This window comes from Citrobacter sp. Ce006 (assembly GCF_030336535.1).
In the GTDB taxonomy this organism is placed as follows: domain Bacteria; phylum Pseudomonadota; class Gammaproteobacteria; order Enterobacterales; family Enterobacteriaceae; genus Citrobacter; species Citrobacter europaeus.
The window spans coordinates 397,254-415,795 of record NZ_JAOWDO010000067.1 but is presented as its reverse complement, the minus strand read 5'-3'; the positions used below and the strand labels follow the sequence as shown (position 1 = coordinate 415,795).

The 18,542-nt window shown below is 52.3% G+C and carries 16 protein-coding genes and 1 pseudogene; 6 read left to right on the top strand and 11 right to left on the bottom strand.

Translation table 11 applies throughout. From position 1 onward, the window contains the following. Positions 1-335 precede the first annotated feature (335 nt). The gene (yddG, locus tag OGV94_RS11070; RefSeq protein ID WP_286523332.1) at positions 336-1,217 is read right to left on the bottom strand and encodes an aromatic amino acid efflux DMT transporter YddG; all 882 of its coding nucleotides are present in this window, start codon (positions 1,215-1,217) and stop codon (positions 336-338) included. Between the two features lie 287 nt (positions 1,218-1,504). On the opposite strand from yddG, the gene fdnG reads away from it, so the two are divergent. The 4 genes and pseudogenes from fdnG to OGV94_RS11050 all read left to right on the top strand — a co-directional run. Then, positions 1,505-4,552, top strand: coding sequence for a formate dehydrogenase-N subunit alpha (gene fdnG, locus OGV94_RS11065; protein ID WP_146040266.1), 3,048 nt, complete (start codon positions 1,505-1,507; stop codon positions 4,550-4,552). A 13-nt stretch (positions 4,553-4,565) separates the two neighbouring features. Then, positions 4,566-5,450: a formate dehydrogenase N subunit beta gene (fdnH, locus tag OGV94_RS11060; protein WP_003833024.1), complete on the top strand. Its 885-nt coding sequence runs from the start codon at positions 4,566-4,568 to the stop codon at positions 5,448-5,450. Further along, entirely contained in the window at positions 5,443-6,099 is a 657-nt protein-coding gene (gene fdnI / locus OGV94_RS11055) for a formate dehydrogenase-N subunit gamma (RefSeq protein WP_003020054.1), read from the top strand. Before fdnH ends, fdnI begins: the two co-directional genes overlap by 8 nt. Positions 6,100-6,228: 129 nt before the next feature. Further along, positions 6,229-6,829: pseudogene (locus OGV94_RS11050) on the top strand (inorganic diphosphatase); the annotation flags it as partial. A gap of 45 nt (positions 6,830-6,874) precedes the next feature. Here the strand turns inward: OGV94_RS11050 and OGV94_RS11045 are convergent. The 3 genes from OGV94_RS11045 to OGV94_RS11035 all read right to left on the bottom strand — a co-directional run bounded on the left by OGV94_RS11045 (position 6,875) and on the right by OGV94_RS11035 (position 9,373). Beyond that, complete coding sequence (locus OGV94_RS11045) at positions 6,875-7,159, bottom strand: HigA family addiction module antitoxin (RefSeq protein ID WP_043016302.1); 285 nt, start codon at positions 7,157-7,159, stop codon at positions 6,875-6,877. Beyond that, a complete protein-coding gene (locus OGV94_RS11040; RefSeq protein ID WP_181634717.1) occupies positions 7,159-7,437 on the bottom strand; it encodes a type II toxin-antitoxin system RelE/ParE family toxin in 279 nt (92 codons plus the stop codon). The genes OGV94_RS11045 and OGV94_RS11040 overlap by 1 nt, the downstream gene beginning before the upstream one ends. A gap of 220 nt (positions 7,438-7,657) precedes the next feature. Further along, on the bottom strand, positions 7,658-9,373 hold the full coding sequence (locus OGV94_RS11035) for an ABC-F family ATP-binding cassette domain-containing protein (protein WP_286523329.1): 1,716 nt from the start codon (positions 9,371-9,373) through the stop codon (positions 7,658-7,660). Between the two features lie 464 nt (positions 9,374-9,837). Here OGV94_RS11035 and OGV94_RS11030 point away from each other — a divergent pair, with 464 nt between their 5' ends. Continuing rightward, a complete protein-coding gene (locus tag OGV94_RS11030; RefSeq protein ID WP_043016304.1) occupies positions 9,838-10,740 on the top strand; it encodes an endonuclease/exonuclease/phosphatase family protein in 903 nt (300 codons plus the stop codon). A gap of 69 nt (positions 10,741-10,809) precedes the next feature. Here the strand turns inward: OGV94_RS11030 and maeA are convergent, their stop codons facing one another. Continuing rightward, on the bottom strand, positions 10,810-12,507 hold the full coding sequence (gene maeA / locus OGV94_RS11025; protein WP_043016305.1) for a malate dehydrogenase: 1,698 nt from the start codon (positions 12,505-12,507) through the stop codon (positions 10,810-10,812). A gap of 180 nt (positions 12,508-12,687) precedes the next feature. Continuing rightward, complete coding sequence (gene sra, locus OGV94_RS11020) at positions 12,688-12,828, bottom strand: stationary-phase-induced ribosome-associated protein (protein WP_043016306.1); 141 nt, start codon at positions 12,826-12,828, stop codon at positions 12,688-12,690. A gap of 227 nt (positions 12,829-13,055) precedes the next feature. Here sra and osmC point away from each other — a divergent pair, with 227 nt between their 5' ends. Next, on the top strand, positions 13,056-13,487 hold the full coding sequence (osmC, locus tag OGV94_RS11015) for a peroxiredoxin OsmC (protein WP_042308368.1): 432 nt from the start codon (positions 13,056-13,058) through the stop codon (positions 13,485-13,487). A gap of 47 nt (positions 13,488-13,534) precedes the next feature. Here osmC and OGV94_RS11010 read toward each other — a convergent pair whose 3' ends face one another. The 5 genes from OGV94_RS11010 to OGV94_RS10990 are packed head-to-tail and all read right to left on the bottom strand — an operon-like array spanning position 13,535 to position 18,540. Continuing rightward, positions 13,535-14,305, bottom strand: a complete 771-nt coding sequence (locus OGV94_RS11010) for a 3-hydroxybutyrate dehydrogenase (protein WP_043016307.1) — start codon at positions 14,303-14,305, stop codon at positions 13,535-13,537. A gap of 11 nt (positions 14,306-14,316) precedes the next feature. Continuing rightward, positions 14,317-15,711 (bottom strand): GntP family permease, encoded by a 1,395-nt coding sequence (locus OGV94_RS11005; RefSeq protein ID WP_196770167.1) that lies wholly within the window; start codon positions 15,709-15,711, stop codon positions 14,317-14,319. Between the two features lie 43 nt (positions 15,712-15,754). After that, entirely contained in the window at positions 15,755-16,678 is a 924-nt protein-coding gene (locus OGV94_RS11000; RefSeq protein ID WP_043016309.1) for a 3-hydroxyacyl-CoA dehydrogenase family protein, read from the bottom strand. Then, a complete protein-coding gene (locus OGV94_RS10995) occupies positions 16,668-17,873 on the bottom strand; it encodes an acetyl-CoA C-acetyltransferase (RefSeq protein WP_043016310.1) in 1,206 nt (401 codons plus the stop codon). Before OGV94_RS10995 ends, OGV94_RS11000 begins: the two co-directional genes overlap by 11 nt. Positions 17,874-17,883: 10 nt before the next feature. Then, on the bottom strand, positions 17,884-18,540 hold the full coding sequence (locus OGV94_RS10990; protein WP_047411246.1) for a CoA transferase subunit B: 657 nt from the start codon (positions 18,538-18,540) through the stop codon (positions 17,884-17,886). Between the last annotated feature and the right edge of the window lie 2 nt (positions 18,541-18,542).

Here is an 18,542-nt window from a genome sequence, read left to right as displayed (position 1 = left end):
TATTGCGAAATATTTGAAGTTGTGTGATCCAGATCTACATAATATAGCTGATTGTATTAATCATAATATGTGACAGATCTGAATGGGTATATTTACATACGGGACTATTGTGCAGGCTATGGTTTAAATGGTGTTAATTTCGCAGGTGTAATATATACAAGTGAAGAGATATAAATAACCAGGTAATACTTTCGAATGTTAATTAATTACCATATATTTAACATTTAATTAAACAAATATAAACATAATCGCAGGTGGAATGAACAAATATTATTCATCAATTTGCCTAAAGTATAGCCGGGTTTTATTTGTTTGTGATAAAACCCGACTTTTTATCAGGCGCGTCGCGTTGCCAGCCAGCAAAGCAGAGAGCCTGCGCAGACCATCAGCGCACCTTGCCAGAACGAAAGCGACAGCGGGGCGCTGAGCAACACCGCGGCCAGCGAGGAGGAGAGCACCGGGGTAAAATAAGACCCAACAGCCATGACGGTCACGTTGCCGTGCAAAATGCCAATATTCCACGCAGCATAGGCAAATCCTAACGTTAATGCTGCAGTGAACATTTTAATCGTCACCGAAGTACTGAAAACCATTTCCGGTTGAGGGGTAATAAAATAGTAAACCCACAAAGTTGCTGCCGTCAGTAAAACGAATACGGTGATGCCGTTAAAGCCTTTTGCATATTTATTGGTCACCGTACAATACGTTGCCCAGATAAAAGCGCCGAGAAAGGCGAGAAAATAGCTGAGCGGACTGCTGGCAACATTGCTGATAATTTCATCAAGATTAAGGCCATTTTCGCCACCCAATACCCAACACACCCCGGTCAATGCGATAATTAATCCAGGGATTACCAACCAGGTTGTTTTCTGACCATTAAATAAAATAGCAAACAATATCGTCAGACTTGGCCAGAGATAATTAACCATACCGACTTCAATAGCCTGGTGACGAGTAGCCGCATAACCGAGAGCCAGCGCTAAACAGATTTCATAGCTAACAAAAAGCACGCTACCGGCGATTAAATAGCGAACAGGTATTTTCCTGATATTCGGAAAGCCGACGGTAAAAATCAGTAACAGGCCGCTTAACGAAAAAATCATTGCCGCGCCGCCCGCAGGACCCAGCCCTTCACTTACTCCACGCATGAGTCCGACCATAGTGCTCCAGAGCACTATGGCAATGAGCCCAATTAACGTTGCTTTTTGTTTTGTCATTCTGATTGTCTGTCCATGGTGCTGGCAAAAAATTAAGCTGAAATTTATAGCACTTTTATACCGTAGCGCGCTAATCAATTGCCTTTCCCATACTCCCTTATGGGTACAAAGGTTAAACAAAGTGCACTATTTAGTAGCGGAACCGTTTCGTTATTGATTTGACGCAAAAAAAATATGGATATAGCTGATAGTTTCGTCGCGAAGTTGTACATGGCATCTTTCAGACTGCCGCGCTCGCGCAATTTGAGAGATTTCCTGTACGAACCCCTGCAAAAAAGAGGAAAGCAATGGACGTCAGCCGCAGACAATTTTTTAAAATCTGCGCGGGCGGTATGGCGGGAACAACAGTAGCCGCTCTGGGTTTTGCACCCAAAATGGCACTGGCTCAGGCGCGAAACTATAAGCTGTTACGCGCCAAAGAGATCCGAAACACCTGCACATACTGTTCCGTAGGTTGCGGGCTATTAATGTATAGCCTGGGAGATGGAGCAAAAAACGCCAAAGAGTCGATTTACCATATTGAAGGGGATCCGGATCATCCGGTGAGCCGCGGGGCATTATGTCCTAAGGGCGCAGGATTACTGGATTACGTGCACAGTGAAAACCGTCTGCGTTACCCGGAATATCGCGCTCCTGGTTCCGACAAATGGCAGCGTATCAGCTGGGATGAAGCATTCACCCGCATCGCGAAGCTGATGAAAACTGACCGTGACGCCAACTTTATTGAGAAGAATGAGCAGGGCGTAACGGTAAACCGCTGGCTTTCAACCGGGATGCTGTGTGCATCTGCGGCAAGTAATGAAACTGGCATGCTGACGCAAAAATTTGTGCGCTCACTCGGCATGCTGGCAGTAGACAACCAGGCGCGCGTCTGACACGGACCAACGGTAGCAAGTCTTGCTCCAACATTTGGTCGCGGTGCGATGACCAACCACTGGGTTGATATTAAAAACGCTAACGTCGTGATGGTGATGGGCGGTAATGCCGCTGAAGCACATCCGGTGGGATTCCGCTGGGCGATGGAAGCCAAAAACAACAATGATGCCACGCTGATTGTTGTTGACCCTCGTTTTACTCGTACAGCCTCGGTGGCGGATATCTATGCGCCAATTCGTTCCGGCACGGACATTACGTTCCTGTCCGGTGTCTTGCTGTACCTGATTGAAAACAACAAAATTAACGCTGAATACGTGAGGCATTACACCAACGCCAGCCTGCTGGTGCGGGATGACTTTGCTTTTGAAGACGGTCTGTTCAGCGGCTATGACGCGGAAAAACGCCAATACGATAAATCGTCCTGGAACTACCAGTTCGATGAAAACGGCTACGCGAAACGCGATGAAACGTTAAGCCATCCTCGCTGCGTGTGGAATCTGCTAAAACAGCACGTTTCCCGCTACACGCCGGATGTGGTGGAAAACATCTGCGGTACGCCGAAAGAAGACTTCCTGAAAGTCTGCGAAGTACTGGCTTCCACCAGCGCGGCGGATCGCACCACTACGTTCCTGTATGCGCTGGGCTGGACACAACATACCGTAGGGGCGCAGAACATCCGTACCATGGCGATGATCCAGTTGCTGCTCGGCAACATGGGGATGGCAGGTGGCGGGGTTAACGCCTTACGTGGTCACTCCAACATTCAGGGATTAACCGACTTAGGTCTGCTCTCTACCAGTCTGCCAGGTTACCTGACGCTGCCGTCAGAGAAACAGACGGATCTGCAAACCTATCTGGCTGCTAATACGCCAAAAGCGACGTTGGCCGACCAGGTTAACTACTGGGGTAACTATCCGAAGTTCTTCGTCAGTCTAATGAAATCTTTCTACGGCAATGCGGCGCAGAAAGAGAACGACTGGGGCTTTGAGTGGCTGCCGAAGTGGGATCAGTCCTACGACGTCATCAAATACTTCAACATGATGGATAGCGGAAAAGTTACCGGCTACATCTGTCAGGGCTTTAACCCCGTTGCGTCCTTCCCGGACAAAAACAAAGTGGTGCAGTGCCTGAGCAAACTGAAGTATCTGGTGGTTATCGATCCGCTGGTGACCGAAACCTCAACGTTCTGGCAGAACCACGGTGAATCAAACGACGTCGATCCGGCATCTATTCAGACCGAAGTCTTCCGTTTGCCATCGACCTGCTTTGCGGAAGAGGACGGCTCCATCGCCAACTCCGGCCGCTGGCTGCAGTGGCACTGGAAAGGTCAGGACGCACCGGGTGAAGCCCGCAACGACGGCGAAATTCTGGCCGGTATTTACCATCGTCTGCGCGACATGTATCGCACTGAAGGCGGTAAAGCGGTAGAACCCGTTCTGAAAATGAGCTGGAACTATAAGCAGCCGGACGAACCGCACTCAGAGGAAGTGGCAAAAGAGAACAACGGCTATGCGCTGGAAGACCTCTATGATGCTAACGGCGTGCTGGTTGCGAAAAAAGGTCAGTTGCTCAACAGCTTTGCGTTGCTGCGTGATGATGGTTCTACCTCATCATCCTGCTGGATTTATACCGGTAGCTGGACCGAGCAGGGCAACCAGATGGCCAATCGCGATAATGCCGACCCGTCAGGTCTCGGTAATACGCTGGGCTGGGCTTGGGCATGGCCGTTGAACCGTCGCGTGCTGTATAACCGCGCTTCGGCGGATCCACAGGGTAAACCGTGGGATCCAAAACGCATGCTTATCCAGTGGAACGGTACGAAGTGGACGGGGAACGATATCCCGGACTTCAATACTGCGGCACCAGGCAGCGGTACCAATCCGTTTATCATGCAGCCGGAAGGGCTGGGGCGTTTGTTTGCTATCGATAAGATGGCGGAAGGTCCGTTCCCGGAACACTACGAGCCGATGGAAACACCGCTGGGTACTAACCCGCTGCACCCGAACGTGATCTCCAACCCGGCAGCGCGTCTGTACGAAGCGGATAAGCTCCGCATGGGTACGAAACAGGACTTCCCGTACGTCGGGACGACCTATCGTCTGACCGAGCATTTCCATACCTGGACCAAGCACGCATTGCTGAATGCGATTGCCCAGCCAGAGCAGTTTGTGGAAATCAGCGAAACGCTGGCGGCAGCGAAAGGTATCAACAACGGCGATCACGTGAAAGTCAGCAGCAAGCGTGGATTTATTCGCGCAGTTGCCGTGGTTACCCGTCGTCTGCGTACTTTGAACGTCAACGGTCAGCAGGTTGAAACGGTTGGGATCCCAATCCACTGGGGCTTTGAAGGAGTCGCGCGTAAAGGCTATATCGCCAACACCCTGACGCCGAATGTCGGTGATGCAAACTCGCAAACGCCGGAATACAAAGCGTTTTTAGTTAACATCGAGAAGGCGTAAGGGAGGCGAACATATGTCTATGGAAACGCAGGACATCATCAAAAGGTCCGCAACAAACTCCATCACGCCGCCGCCTCAGGCCCGTGATTATAAAGCGGAGGTCGCGAAGCTGATCGACGTTTCCACCTGTATAGGCTGTAAAGCTTGTCAGGTGGCATGCTCAGAGTGGAACGATATCCGCGATGAAGTCGGCCACTGCGTCGGGGTGTATGACAACCCCGCCGATCTCAGCGCCAAGTCCTGGACGGTGATGCGGTTTACCGAAACCGAACAGAACGGCAAGCTGGAGTGGTTGATTCGTAAAGATGGCTGTATGCACTGTGAAGATCCGGGCTGCCTGAAGGCATGCCCGTCTGCCGGAGCTATCATCCAGTACGCCAACGGGATTGTCGATTTCCAGTCAGAACACTGTATTGGCTGCGGCTACTGTATTGCCGGGTGTCCATTTAATATTCCGCGCCTCAATAAAGAGGATAACCGCGTGTATAAATGTACGCTGTGTGTGGACCGGGTCAGCGTCGGGCAGGAACCTGCCTGCGTGAAGACTTGTCCGACCGGTGCAATACATTTCGGCACTAAGCAGGAAATGCTGGAAATGGGCGAACAGCGCGTGGCAAAACTGAAGGCACGCGGTTTCGAACACGCCGGTCTCTACAATCCGGAAGGTGTAGGTGGTACGCACGTTATGTACGTTCTGCATCATGCCAACCAGCCTGAGCTGTATCATGGCCTGCCGAAAGATCCGCAGATCGATACCTCTATCAATCTGTGGAAAGGGGCGTTGAAACCGCTGGCCGCTGCCGGATTTATCGCCACCTTCGCCGGGCTGATTTACCACTACATTGGTATCGGCCCGAATAAGGAAGTGGACGACGACGAGGAGGATCATCATGAGTAAGTCGAAAATGATTGTGCGCACGAAGTTTATCGACCGCGCCTGTCACTGGACGGTGGTGATTTGCTTCTTCCTGGTTGCGTTGTCGGGGATTTCTTTTTTCTTCCCGACTCTGCAATGGCTGACGCAGACCTTCGGTACGCCGCAGATGGGACGCATTTTGCACCCGTTCTTCGGCATACTGATCTTCGTGGCGCTGATGTTCATGTTTGTACGCTTTGTTCACCACAACATCCCGGATAAAAAAGATATCCCGTGGCTGAAAAACATTGTGGAAGTGCTGAAAGGCAATGAACATAAAGTGGCGGATGTGGGCAAGTACAACGCCGGGCAGAAAATGATGTTCTGGTCAATCATGAGCATGATTTTCGTGCTGTTGATTACTGGTATCATTATCTGGCGTCCGTACTTTGCGCAGTTCTTCCCGATGCAGGTTGTGCGCTATAGCCTGCTGATCCATGCGGCGGCGGGGATTATCCTGATGCACGCCATCCTCATCCATATGTATATGGCATTCTGGGTGAAAGGATCGATTAAAGGCATGGTTGAAGGGAAAGTGAGCCGTCGCTGGGCGAAGAAACATCACCCACGCTGGTATCGCGAAGTTGAAAGACAAGAAGCGAAAAAAGAGAGCGAGGAAGGGGTTAACTAACTCCTGACGTTCCCTGTACGTAATGGCGCTACCGATGTAGCGCCATTTTTTTGCCAAAAAAACGTCATGTTTCTGTCATCTGCTGAACGTAAGGTGTTGTCTTTCCAATAATAGAAGAGTTAAAAGACAATGCATCTGGTGAAAAAATTACTCGCAGTCAGCCTATTTCTTTGTGCATCCGCTCAGGCGCAGAATGTCCTCGAATTTCCGCAGCCGGAGAATAACCCGGAAGAGTTTTATGCCGTGACCGAAATCCCGGCAGGTGGAATAATCAAATATGAAACTGACGCCAAAACCGGTTTTATCATTGCCGATCGCTTCCAGTCCATGCCGGTTGCCTATCCCGCCAACTACGGTTCTCTGACCCAGTCTTTAGCCGGTGACGGCGACCCGCTGGATGTTATCTTTTATACCCGCGCGCCGCTGACTCCGGGAACGTTGATTAAGCTGCGCGCTATTGGCGTACTGAAGATGATCGACGGCGGTGAAAAGGACGACAAAATTGTTGCCGTTCCGGCCAGTAAAATTGACCCTACTTATGACAACATCAAAGAGCTGAGCGATCTGCCAAAGATTGAAGTTCAACGTCTGGAATCTTTCTTCCGCGTGTACAAAGATCTGCCGGAAGGGCGCAAGAAGGTCGAATTAAACGGTTTCAACGATGCCGCTACGGCGAAGCAAGAGATCAAACAGGCCTGGGAGGCCTGGAAAGAGAAAAAACCGCAGCAATAATTAGCATGCCGGATGGCAAAAGTTGATCCGGCATTTACTTTTATCATTGTACTGCCAGCTTACGCAGGCGTGAAATATCCACGCTTTTTTGGGCCTCTGCCAGACTCCAGGTATTTTGCAGGTTTAACCACATTTCGGGTGAACTGCCAATCACCACAGAGAGTTTAATTGCCATCTCAGGCGTCAGGGCCGCTTTCCCGGTTAATAGTCGACTTGCCGTTGAAGGTGCAATTTCCATAGCCCTGGCAAACTCGCGCAGGCTGACATTGAGTTCGTCCAGCGCTTCCTGAATGATATCCCCAGGACGGGGATGATTTGCCATCTTCATCAATGATAGTCCTCGTAGTCCAGTATGTACGCATCGCCATTGACGAATTCAAACGTAATACGCCAGTTACCTGAAACAGAAATTGCCCATATGCCGTCACGCTCACCCACCAGAGGATGTAGCTTATAGCCGGGCATATTGATATCTGTAACCTTACTTGCCGCATCAATAACGGCAGGCCTGTGTCGTAATCGTCGGACATGTTTCGCCATAACGCCTGATGTTCGTCCATGAAGAAACAAATCGCGCAATCCCTTGTGTCTGAAGTTCATGATCATCCGTATCATCTCTGTTCCTTCGGGAGGAACACTACCATTAGTGTTGCGTTAAACGCAACAACAAGATTGTGATATTTATAATTGTGCGGCGAATGCGCGAAAAGAAAAAGGGAGAGGGGCAATATCTGGAAAGGGTCACGCAAGAATTGCCGGATGGCTGGCCTACACGCGCATTTTGCTGATGTAGGCCGGATAAGCGTACGCCATCCGGCACCAGAGTTTACTCCAGTTGTGAGTTCAGACGCTCAATCTCCTTTCGCCATTGTGCCTGTAACAACGGTTTTTGATGTTTTGGCTTGCGGGCGAGATCGTCGGCCAGACGTTGCTCCAGCTCGAGGAGTTGTTCCAGCAATCCATCGCTGTCAACGCTGATTTCGGACCTCGCTTCGACCACCGTTTTGGGAACAGTTATCTCAGAGGATGTTTCCCGAATACGCGCATTGACCGCGTCCAGATCGTGCCATTCGCTCAGTTCGCCATTGTCGATTAACCAAAACCGGTTACAGCTTTGGCTGATAAGCTGACGGTCATGACTGACCAGCAACACGCCGCCGTTATAGCTCTGCAGCGTTTCTGCCAGCGCTTCTTTACCTTCCATATCCAGATGGTTGGTCGGTTCATCGAGCATTAGCAGGCTGTAGCGCGCAAGCGTCAGACCCACAAACAGCAGCCGGGATCGTTCACCGCCGCTTAATGTACTGACTCGCTGCGCATGTCGGACCCACGGAAAACCCGCGCTAATCAGCGCCATCTTGCGAATCTCCGGCTGCGGGGCAAACGCTTCCAGCGCGTCAAATAACGAATCGTTGTCTGCGAGCTGATGCAGCGTCTGGTCGTAATACCCCAGCGTAACGCGCGGGTGTAACACCAGTGAAGGTGATGCCATCTGTGACTGAAACTGTTGCCAGATAAGCCTTAACAGCGACGATTTCCCGCAACCGTTACGCCCGACAATCGCCACGCGATCGCCACTTTTTAACCGGATACCGGCAATGGAAAATAGCGTATCAGCGCCGGGAGCGGGGGCTACGGACAGATTTGTCATCTCCAGCAAACGATCCGCACGCAGAGCATCCCCCTGCAATGTTAGCGTCCACTGACTTCCTGACGTCACTTCCGTCTGTACCTCTTTCAGGCGCTGTACCTGTTTTTCCATCTGTTTGGCCTTGCGGGAGAGATCTTCGTTGTCGTAGACCCGCCCCCAGGTAGCCAGCCGCCTGGCGCTGGCGGTCACACGGTCGATCTCCTTTTGTTCAGCCTTATGGCGCAAAGCATCGCTGACGTCTCTTTCTGCCAGCGCCTGACGCGCCGCGCTACAGGGCAGATCAAAAGCATGGAGAGTGCGATCGCGCAAGATCCACGTTCCGTGAGTCACCGCGTCCAGCAGCTGCGGGTCGTGAGAAACCACCACAAAACTGCCAGACCAGTTCTGTAAGAACTGTTCCAGCCACAGTAATGTGGGCAAATCCAGGTGGTTACCCGGCTCATCCAGCAGCAGTAAGTCAGGATTTCGCATCAGCGCCCGCGCTAATAGCAGACGCGTATGTTGGCCGCCGCTCAGCGTTTGTGCTGTCAGGGATAAATTCTCCGGCGTGAACCCCATTTCGGCAAGCAGTGCTTCAACCCGCCACTGCTGAGCTGCGCGTTCATGCTCGGGAAGTTGAGCGAGAACGGCTTCCTGCAGCGTAAGCGGCAGTATATCGTCAGGTAGATGTTGTTCCACACGAGCGAGATGACAGTGATTCGCCTGCGCGATTGCCCCGCTGGTGGGCGAGATCGTGCCGTCGAGCAGTTTTAACAGCGTGCTTTTGCCACAGCCGTTGTAACCGATAAGCCCGATGCGGTCGCCTTTTTTCAGGGTAAAGGAAAGATCGTCGAATAGCGTGCCGAATGCCGTATCAACGTGTAAGGATTGTGCGGTTAGTAATGTGCTCATTGTTGCTTACTCAAGAGTTACAGGCGTGAAAACGCCTCGTCAAACATCGCTGACGATAACCCGGTAAGCCCGAGAGAAGGGGATTTAGAAGTTAGCTTCGCTCAAGCAGAAGTTATCGCAGCACGATACCGATAACGCTTGAGCACTGGCGATCGCCAAAAGCATGTGAAACGATAAAACGTTCACAGTACAGCATAAGTATCCTCCTTTTGTTTTTCAGAATGTTGATCGGTAGCGAAAGTGTAATCGCAAGTTACGCAGTCGCGCAAGCTTTGCACGCGACAGCATTGGAACCGTAAACACTGATACGGGAACAGTTACCTTGATTCAGAAGGAATGAACGCAGATTATTCATGCGAAAGTTAATTTTCATCGCGTCAAAAGTATGAGTTAAGGATCACAACAACGATCTACATTCTCCAGTATCCTCTGCACACTATTTTATTATTTGGAGAATAGATAACATGAAAAAAACAATTACATTAACGATGATTGCGCTGGGATGTTTATTTGCAAATGCACAGGCAAGTGAAAAACTTGCGGGTAATGAGATACTTAAAGTTCAAAAAGGTGGGGTTCCCGACAAAATTTACACGCAACAAAAACCTCATTTAAAGATTGCCACCTATAACATTGGTAAAAATGAAGCCTCTGCTGATGTAGCGGATTTTACTGCACTTAATTCGGCGATTGAAAGAATAAATGCCGATATTATTGCGGTTCCGGAGGTTGATAATAAAACAGGTCGTAGCCAAAAAATTGATCAACTCAAAAAAATCGCTGATGCCAATAAACTGCATTATGTCTTTGGAAAAGCTATCGACTTTGACGGCGGTGAATACGGCTTAGGTCTTCTTTCCAAATATAAAATACTGCATTCGCAGGTCGTGAAATTACCGTCGGGTGATGCAGAACAACGTGTGGCATTACTGGCGCAGATTGATGTTCCCGGCTTTGATTCCGCACCGATCATCATGGTAACTCACCTCGACTGGCAAAAAGATCCAACCATGCGAACTGAGCAGGCGCGTTACCTGTTAGATATTAGCATTGGTGACGCAACAACAGATTTCCCGGATATCGCATCTTCAATTAAAATCCTGGCGGGCGATTTCAATTCAACCCGGGATGAACAACCCCTAAAAGAAATACGTTACTTTTTCAATGAAGTGACGAAAGAGGGAATTGATACGCGCAGTTGGCCAGCCGTTAACCCAGCGATTGATATAGACCATATTTTCACATTTAAAGGGCAAAAGTGGAACGTCAAAAATCTGCAGATCCCACATAATTCATCCGAATTTACGTGGTCTACGGCGAGCGATCACCTGCCGGTTATTGCTGAGCTTGAACTTTCAGAGCAGTAATCCACATACAGCCTTTTGTTCATCAAACGCTTAACATTGCCCGGCAGCAGTTTGCCGCCGGGCAAAGCGTCAGATAGAAGTACGACGGTAGTCGCGATATTCCGCCTGCCAGAAATTATCGTCAATCGCCTGTTGTAGCGCTTCGGCGGACGTTTTAACCGCCACGCCTTGCTGCTGGGCCATTTTCCCTACGGCAAAAGCGATGGCGCGCGACACCGTCTGAATGTCTTTCAGCTCCGGTAACACCAGTCCTTCGCCGTTGAGCACCAGCGGTGAATACTGCGCCAGCGTTTCGCTTGCCGACATCAGCATTTCATCAGTGATGCGCGACGCGCCAGAAGCAATAACCCCCAGACCAATACCCGGGAAGATATAGGCGTTGTTACACTGGGCGATCGGATAAATTTTCTCTTTCCACAGTACCGGTGCGAACGGGCTACCGGTCGCAACCAGCGCATTACCTTCTGTCCAGGCGATAATATCCTGTGGCGTGGCTTCTACGCGGGAAGTCGGGTTAGACAGCGGCATGACGATCGGACGCGGACAATGTTTATGCATTTCGCGAATGATTTCTTCTGTAAACAGGCCGGTCTGTCCGGAAACACCAATCAGGATATCCGGCTTAACGTTGCGTACCACGTCGAGTAGCGACAGCACATCTTCTTGCGTATCCCAGTGCTGGAGGTTTTCTCGTTTTTGCACCAGTTTGGTCTGGAAAGAGAGCAGGTTCGGCATCTTATCGGTTAACAGGCCAAAGCGATCAACCATGAATACGCGTTGACGTGCCGCTTCTTCGCTTAAGCCTTCACGCTGGATTTGCGCGATGATCTGCTCGGCAATCCCGCAACCGGCGGAACCCGCCCCGAGGAAGACGATATTTTGTTCGCTCAACTGGCTACCGGCCGCGCGGCTGGCAGCAATCAGCGTGCCAACGGTCACCGCCGCGGTACCCTGAATATCGTCGTTAAACGAGCAGATTTCATCGCGATAACGGGTCAGGAGAGGCATGGCGTTTTTCTGCGCGAAGTCTTCAAACTGCAACAGTACGTCCGGCCAGCGATGCTTCACGGCCTGGATGAATTCATCGACAAATTCGTAGTACTCATCATCAGTGATGCGCGGATTACGCCAGCCCATATACAGCGGATCGTTGAGCAGTTGCTGGTTGTTGGTCCCGACGTCAAGTACCACCGGCAGGGTGTAGGCCGGGCTAATTCCGCCACACGCGGTATACAGCGACAGTTTACCGATTGGAATCCCCATTCCGCCGATGCCCTGATCGCCAAGCCCCAAAATACGTTCGCCATCGGTAACGACGATAACCTTGATATTGTGGTTAGGAACGTTTTGCAGGATGTCGTCCATATTGTGGCGGTTCTGATAAGAGATAAATACGCCGCGCGCGCGACGATAGATCTCAGAGAAACGCTCACAGGCCGCGCCGACCGTTGGGGTGTAGATAACCGGCATCATCTCATCGAGGTGATTATGCACGAGTCGGTAAAACAGGGTTTCGTTGGTGTCCTGGATGTTGCGCAGATAAATGTGTTTATCAATTTCAGTTTTGAATCCCTGATATTGGATCCAGGCGCGTTCGGCCTGTTCTTCAATCGTCTCGACCACTTCCGGCAGTAACCCCAGCAGGTTGAAGTTACGGCGTTCTTCCACACTGAAAGCGCTCCCTTTATTCAGTAAGGGGAATTCCAGCAGTACCGGGCCAGCGTAAGGGATGTAAAGGGAACGCAGTTTTTTAGTTTCGTTTTCCATGTCACTCACTCTTTTTTGAATAACCGTCCCTGGCACTCTTTATGATCGTATGTGGCCTGTTCGCCAGGGAAACGGGCGAAGTATAAAGCATTGTGAATGGGTAAAGGGGTTTTATAAGCAAAAACACCACTGCGGTTGCAATGGTGTTTATCTCGTTATTCAGTCAGACGTGCGAAAGGTCTACTTGCCGTCAGCGCGGCGCTTTCTTCCGGTAGGATTATTGACCACGCTGGTTTTGTCACCTTCGGTCACGGATTTACGTTGATTTGAGATTTTGTGGTCCAGTCCGAGAATATGACGGGCCTGACGGTTCGATTTCATTCTAACTCCTTAATCCTGTTACTGGTTTCAAGGGCGAGCCCGTATGACAACGGACGAAATACAACCTGATAGAAAGCCGATGTTCAAAAGAACGGCTTTCTGGATGGTCGGTCATTTTATCTGAAAGGTCAATGCTTAAGCGGCAAATGAGAACTTTCCCGTATGTGCCATGCTTTTTCCCAGCCGTCCTATACTTGTAACTCCAACGACAACACAGGAGAACGGTAATGACTATCCATAAGAAAGGTCAGGCACACTGGGAAGGCGACATTAAGCGCGGTAAAGGTACCGTATCGACCGAAAGTGGCGTGTTGAATCAGCAACCGTATGGGTTTAATACCCGATTCGAAGGGGTGAAAGGCACCAATCCCGAGGAGTTGATTGGCGCGGCCCATGCGGCCTGCTTCTCAATGGCGCTTTCTCTGATGTTGGGCGAAGCGGGTTTTACGCCAGATGCCATTGATACCACTGCCGATGTTTCTCTGGATAAAGTGGATGCCGGGTTTGCTATCACCAAAGTCGCGCTGCACAGCGAGGTGAGCGTCCCGGGGATCGATGCCGCCACGTTTGACGGCATTATCCAGAAAGCGAAAGCGGGCTGCCCGGTATCGCAGGTGCTGAACGCGGAAATTACGCTGGATTATCAGTTGAAGTCTTAATCGTGGCGTGCCGGATGCGACTGCGTCTTATCCGGCACCAGATGATGTTATTGCGCTACCCAACCGCCATCCATATTCCACGCAACGCCTCGCACCTGCGCCGCGCCGTCTGAGCACAAAAATAGCGCCAGCTCACCCAACTGTTCCGGCGTGACGAATTCGCGCGACGGCTGCTTTTCCGCCAGCAGGGCGTCACGCGCGGCTTCAGGCTCAGCGCCTTCGGCAATACGTTTATCAATCTGCTGCTGGACCAGCGGTGTGAGCACCCAACCGGGGCACAGCGCATTGCAGGTGATGCCCGTTTGCGCGGTTTCCAGCGCAATGGTCTTGGTTAGTCCCACCACGCCATGCTTCGCTGCCACATAGGCGGACTTCTCTTTTGAGGCCACCAGCCCGTGAACAGAAGCGATATTAATAATGCGCCCCCAGTTACGCTTACGCATGCCGGGAAGCGCCAGGCGCGTGGTGTGAAAGACAGAAGAGAGATTAATGGCGATAATCGCGTTCCATTTATCAACCGGGAAGGTTTCCACCGGTGAAACGTGCTGGATCCCGGCGTTGTTGACCAGGATATCCACACCGCCAAATTCGCTTGCAGCATAGCGCATCATGTCAGCAATTTGCGCTTCATCGCTCAGGTCCGCGCCATGATAGCCCGGCGTTTTGCCATACTGCGCCACGGCGTCTTTGGCGGCTTCAACATCGCCAAACCCGTTAAGGATCAGGGTTGCTCCCGCTTGCGCCAGCACCTGTGCGATGCCTAATCCGATACCGCTGGTTGAACCGGTTACAAGGGCAGTTTTTCCCGTTAAGTTCATGATGATTCTCCTTAAACAATTCCGGTGGTGTAGAAGACGCCGATAACAAACAGCACGGCCAGACTTTTAATGACGGTAATGGCAAAAATCCCACCGTACGCCTGACGATGGCTGAGACCGGTAATGGCCAGCAGGGTAATGACCGCGCCGTTGTGTGGCAGGGTGTCCATACCACCGCTGGCCATTGACGCCACGCGGTGGAAGACTTCAAGTGGGATATTGGCGGCATGGGCAGCGGCAATAAAAGTGTCAGACATGGCGGCGAGGGCAATACTCATCCCGCCAGACGCCGAACCGGTGATCCCGGCAAGCGTGGTGATGCTGATAGCCTCATTGAGCAGTGGATCGGGAATGGCCGCCAGCGCTTTGGACAGCACAAGGAAACCCGGCAGGGCGGCGATCACTGCGCCAAAGCCGTACTCTGATGCGGTATTCATCGCTGCGAGGATCGCACCGCCAACCGCCGTTCTGCTCCCTTCCGCCAGGCGACCTTTAATGTTGCGATAGCCGAAGAGTACCACCAGTAAAATTCCAGAAATCAGCGCCGCTTCTACCGCCCAGATAGCAGTGATTTTACCGACTTCGGTGGTAATCGGTTTGGCAAGACCCGGAAGCTCTAACTGATGCGTGGCGCCATACCATTGGGGGATCCAGCGGGTGAACAGCAGGTTAAATACGCCAACCAGGATCAGCGGAGAGATAGCAATTATCGGGTTCGGCAGATTAATGTTATCTGGCGTTTCGGGCTCGTTTAACAGTTCAGTGCCATATCCTTCATTCTTCGACTGGGCTTTACGACGCTGGCGCTCGAGATAAACCAGACCGACAACGATAATAAACACGGAACCTATCAAACCCAGCCACGGCGCGGCCCAGGCGTTAGTCCCAAAGAAGCTGGTCGGAATAATATTCTGGATCTGCGGCGTGCCTGGCAGGGCGTCCATAGTGAAAGAGAAGGCCCCCAGCGCAACGGTTGCCGGGATCAGGCGCTTTGGGATATTACTCTGGCGGAACAGTTCCGCCGCAAACGGATACACCGCAAACGCCACTACAAACAGCGACACGCCACCGTAGGTCAACAGCGCACACACCAGCACAATCACCGGGATGGCGTGGCGACGGCCGAGAATGTTGATGGCGGCGGCGACAATGGAGCGTGAAAAACCAGATAACTCGATTAACTTGCCAAACACTGCTCCCAGCAAGAACACCGGGAAGTAAAGCTTCACAAAACCGACCATTTTTTCCATAAACAGGCCGGTAAAAGCAGGTCCGACGGCGCTGGGTTCGGTAAGCAATACAGCACCTAATGCCGCGATGGGGGCAAAAAGTATGACGCTATATCCGCGATAGGCTGCCAGCATCAGCAGGCCCAGCGCTGCCAGGGCGATTAATACACTCATCATGACTCCTCAATATCATTGTTATAGTGGGGTACAGAAAGAGAAGTTACGGTTTCAGGGCAAAGCGCAGCTGATGCTCTCTGCGTTGCTGGATATATTCCTTGCGCGAATCATCCCAACGATAAAATCCCTGACCGCTGCGTAAACCGGTATCACCGTTGGCAACTTTGTCAGCGACCAGCGACATCATGTCGCTACCGGTTGCCAGTTCCGGTAGCAGATGCCGACAAATATCCTGCACCGTAGAAAGTCCGGTCATATCTGCCGCCTCCAGCGGACCAACCATCGCATAGCGACGACCAAGCGAGGCGCGCATGACCTGGTCCACCACCTCTGCGCTGGCGATACCGCTTTTGACGATATGCAACGCTTCGCGCAGCAGGGCAAACTGCAGGCGATTACCAACAAACCCCGGTGCGGCGCGATCGAGCACCACGGCTTCCAGTTGCATTGAAAGCAGTCGCTGTTGCAGCGCATGCAGGTATTCTGGCTTCGTGGCCGTGCCGGGGACAATTTCGACCAACGGAATAAAATGCGGCGGGTGCCAGAAATGGGCGATCAGCAAGCGTTCGGGATGGGCGAGCTTTTCTGCCAGCGCATCCGGCGGCAGGCCGCTGGTATTACTGGCAATCACGGCCTCCGGCGCGATCAGCTCTTCCAGTTGCGCATACAACGCGTGCTTGAGTTCGAGTCGCTCCGGGATGGCTTCAATCAGCAACCCACACGCGGCAATATCTTGTAGCGAGGTAGTGCCATGCAGACGGCTCACAACCTGTGTTTTTTCGTCTGCGGCAAACTGTTCGGTAGCAATCAGTTCATCCATAATGCCGCTGGCAACGGCGCCAATGTCCGCAATGCGGCTGCTGTCGGTGTCATACAGCCAGACATCGTGACCATACCGGGCGAAGTGAGTGGCAATACCGACGCCCATCAAACCCGCACCCAGTACGCAGATAGGTTTACTTTGCATGAGATGCCTCCTGAGAACGTTCCACCGCCAGTGCTACGCCCTGACCGCCGCCTACGCACAGCGTAGCCAGCCCTTTGACGGCATTGCTGCGGGACATTTCATGCAGCAGTGTCACCAGAATTCGACAACCTGAGGCACCAATGGGATGGCCCAGCGCAATCGCTCCGCCGTTCACGTTCACCCGATTACCGTCCCAGTTCAGGGATTCGCCAACCGCCAGCGCTTGTGCGGCAAAGGCTTCGTTGGCTTCAATGAGATCGACATCATTTAACGTCCAGCCCGCTCGCTTCAGGCACTGGAGTGACGCTTCTACTGGCCCAATGCCCATAATCGCAGGGTCGACGCCGGAGACGGCGTAGCCCGCCACCCGGCCCATAACCGGCAGGTTGAGTTCTGCCGCTTTGGCGGCGCTCATCAACATTACCGCGGCGGCGCCATCATTGATTGACGAGGCATTCCCGGCGGTCACCGTGCCGTTACCTGGGCGAAATGCTGGCTTGAGCTGCGCCAGTTTATCGGCCTGAGTATCCGGACGTGGCTGTTCGTCATGATCCACTACACGCGGCGGTTTTTTGCCCTGTGGGACGCTGACCGGCGTGATTTCCGCGCTAAAACGACCACCTTCAATGGCGGCGGCGGCTTTTTGCTGGGAGCGAAGGGCAAAAGCGTCCTGCTGCTCACGACTAATGGCAAACTTATCCGCCAGATTTTCGGCGGTAATGCCCATGTGATAGTCGTTGAACGCATCCCACAGACCGTCATGCACCACGCTGTCTTTCATGCTGGCATGACCCAGTCGCAGGCCCGCCCGAGCGCCATCGAGAAAATAGGGCGCATTGCTCATGCTCTCTTGCCCACCGGCAATCACGATTTGCGCATCGCCGCAGCGAATAGCCTGTACCGCCTGATGCACCGCTTTAAGGCCCGAGCCGCACACCAGATTAATGGTTAACGCCGGCGTAGTTACCGGCAGGCCTGCGCGTAATGCCGTTTGTCTGGCCGGATTCTGGCCGCAGCCCGCCGTCAGGACCTGACCTAAAATCACTTCATCAATTTGCTCAGGGGTCACGGCTGTTTTTTCCAGCAACGAACGGATCACCACCGAACCCAGTTCAACCGCCGAAAGCGGCGCCAGTGCGCCATGAAAACTGCCAATCGGGGTGCGCGTTGCCGCGACAATAACAACATCCTGCATGGTCAGCTCCTCAGCTAAAGTGCATTTCGGGGACATTTTCGGGAACGATCAGCTTGCCGGCGGTTCTGGCGACAATCTCATCCACACTGATGCCCGGCGCACGCTCACGCAGAATGAACGCGCCGTCGGCAATTTCCAGTAGCGCCAGATCGGTAAGCACGCGTTTAATGCAGGCTACGCCGGTCAGCGGCAGGGTGCAGGCGGGGAGCAGTTTCGACTCTCCGCTTTTGGAGGCATGCGTCATCACCACGATGATGTTGTCGGCTCCGGCAACCAGGTCCATCGCGCCGCCCATGCCTTTCACCATTTTTCCGGGGATCATCCATGAGGCGATATTGCCGTTAACATCCACTTCAAATGCGCCAAGCACCGTAAGATCAACGTGGCCGCCGCGGATCATGGCGAAAGATTGCGCCGAATCGAAGATCGCCGCACCTTTGCGCGCCGTCACGGTCTGTTTCCCGGCGTTGATCATGTCAGCATCAATTTCATCTTCCGTAGGAAACGGGCCCATACCCAGCAAACCATTTTCCGATTGCAGCATTACGTCCATGCCATCGGGAATATAGTTCGCCACCAGAGTGGGGATACCAATCCCAAGGTTGACGTAATAACCGTCGCGCAGTTCGCGGGCAACACGCATCGCCATTTGTTCACGCGTTAACATGG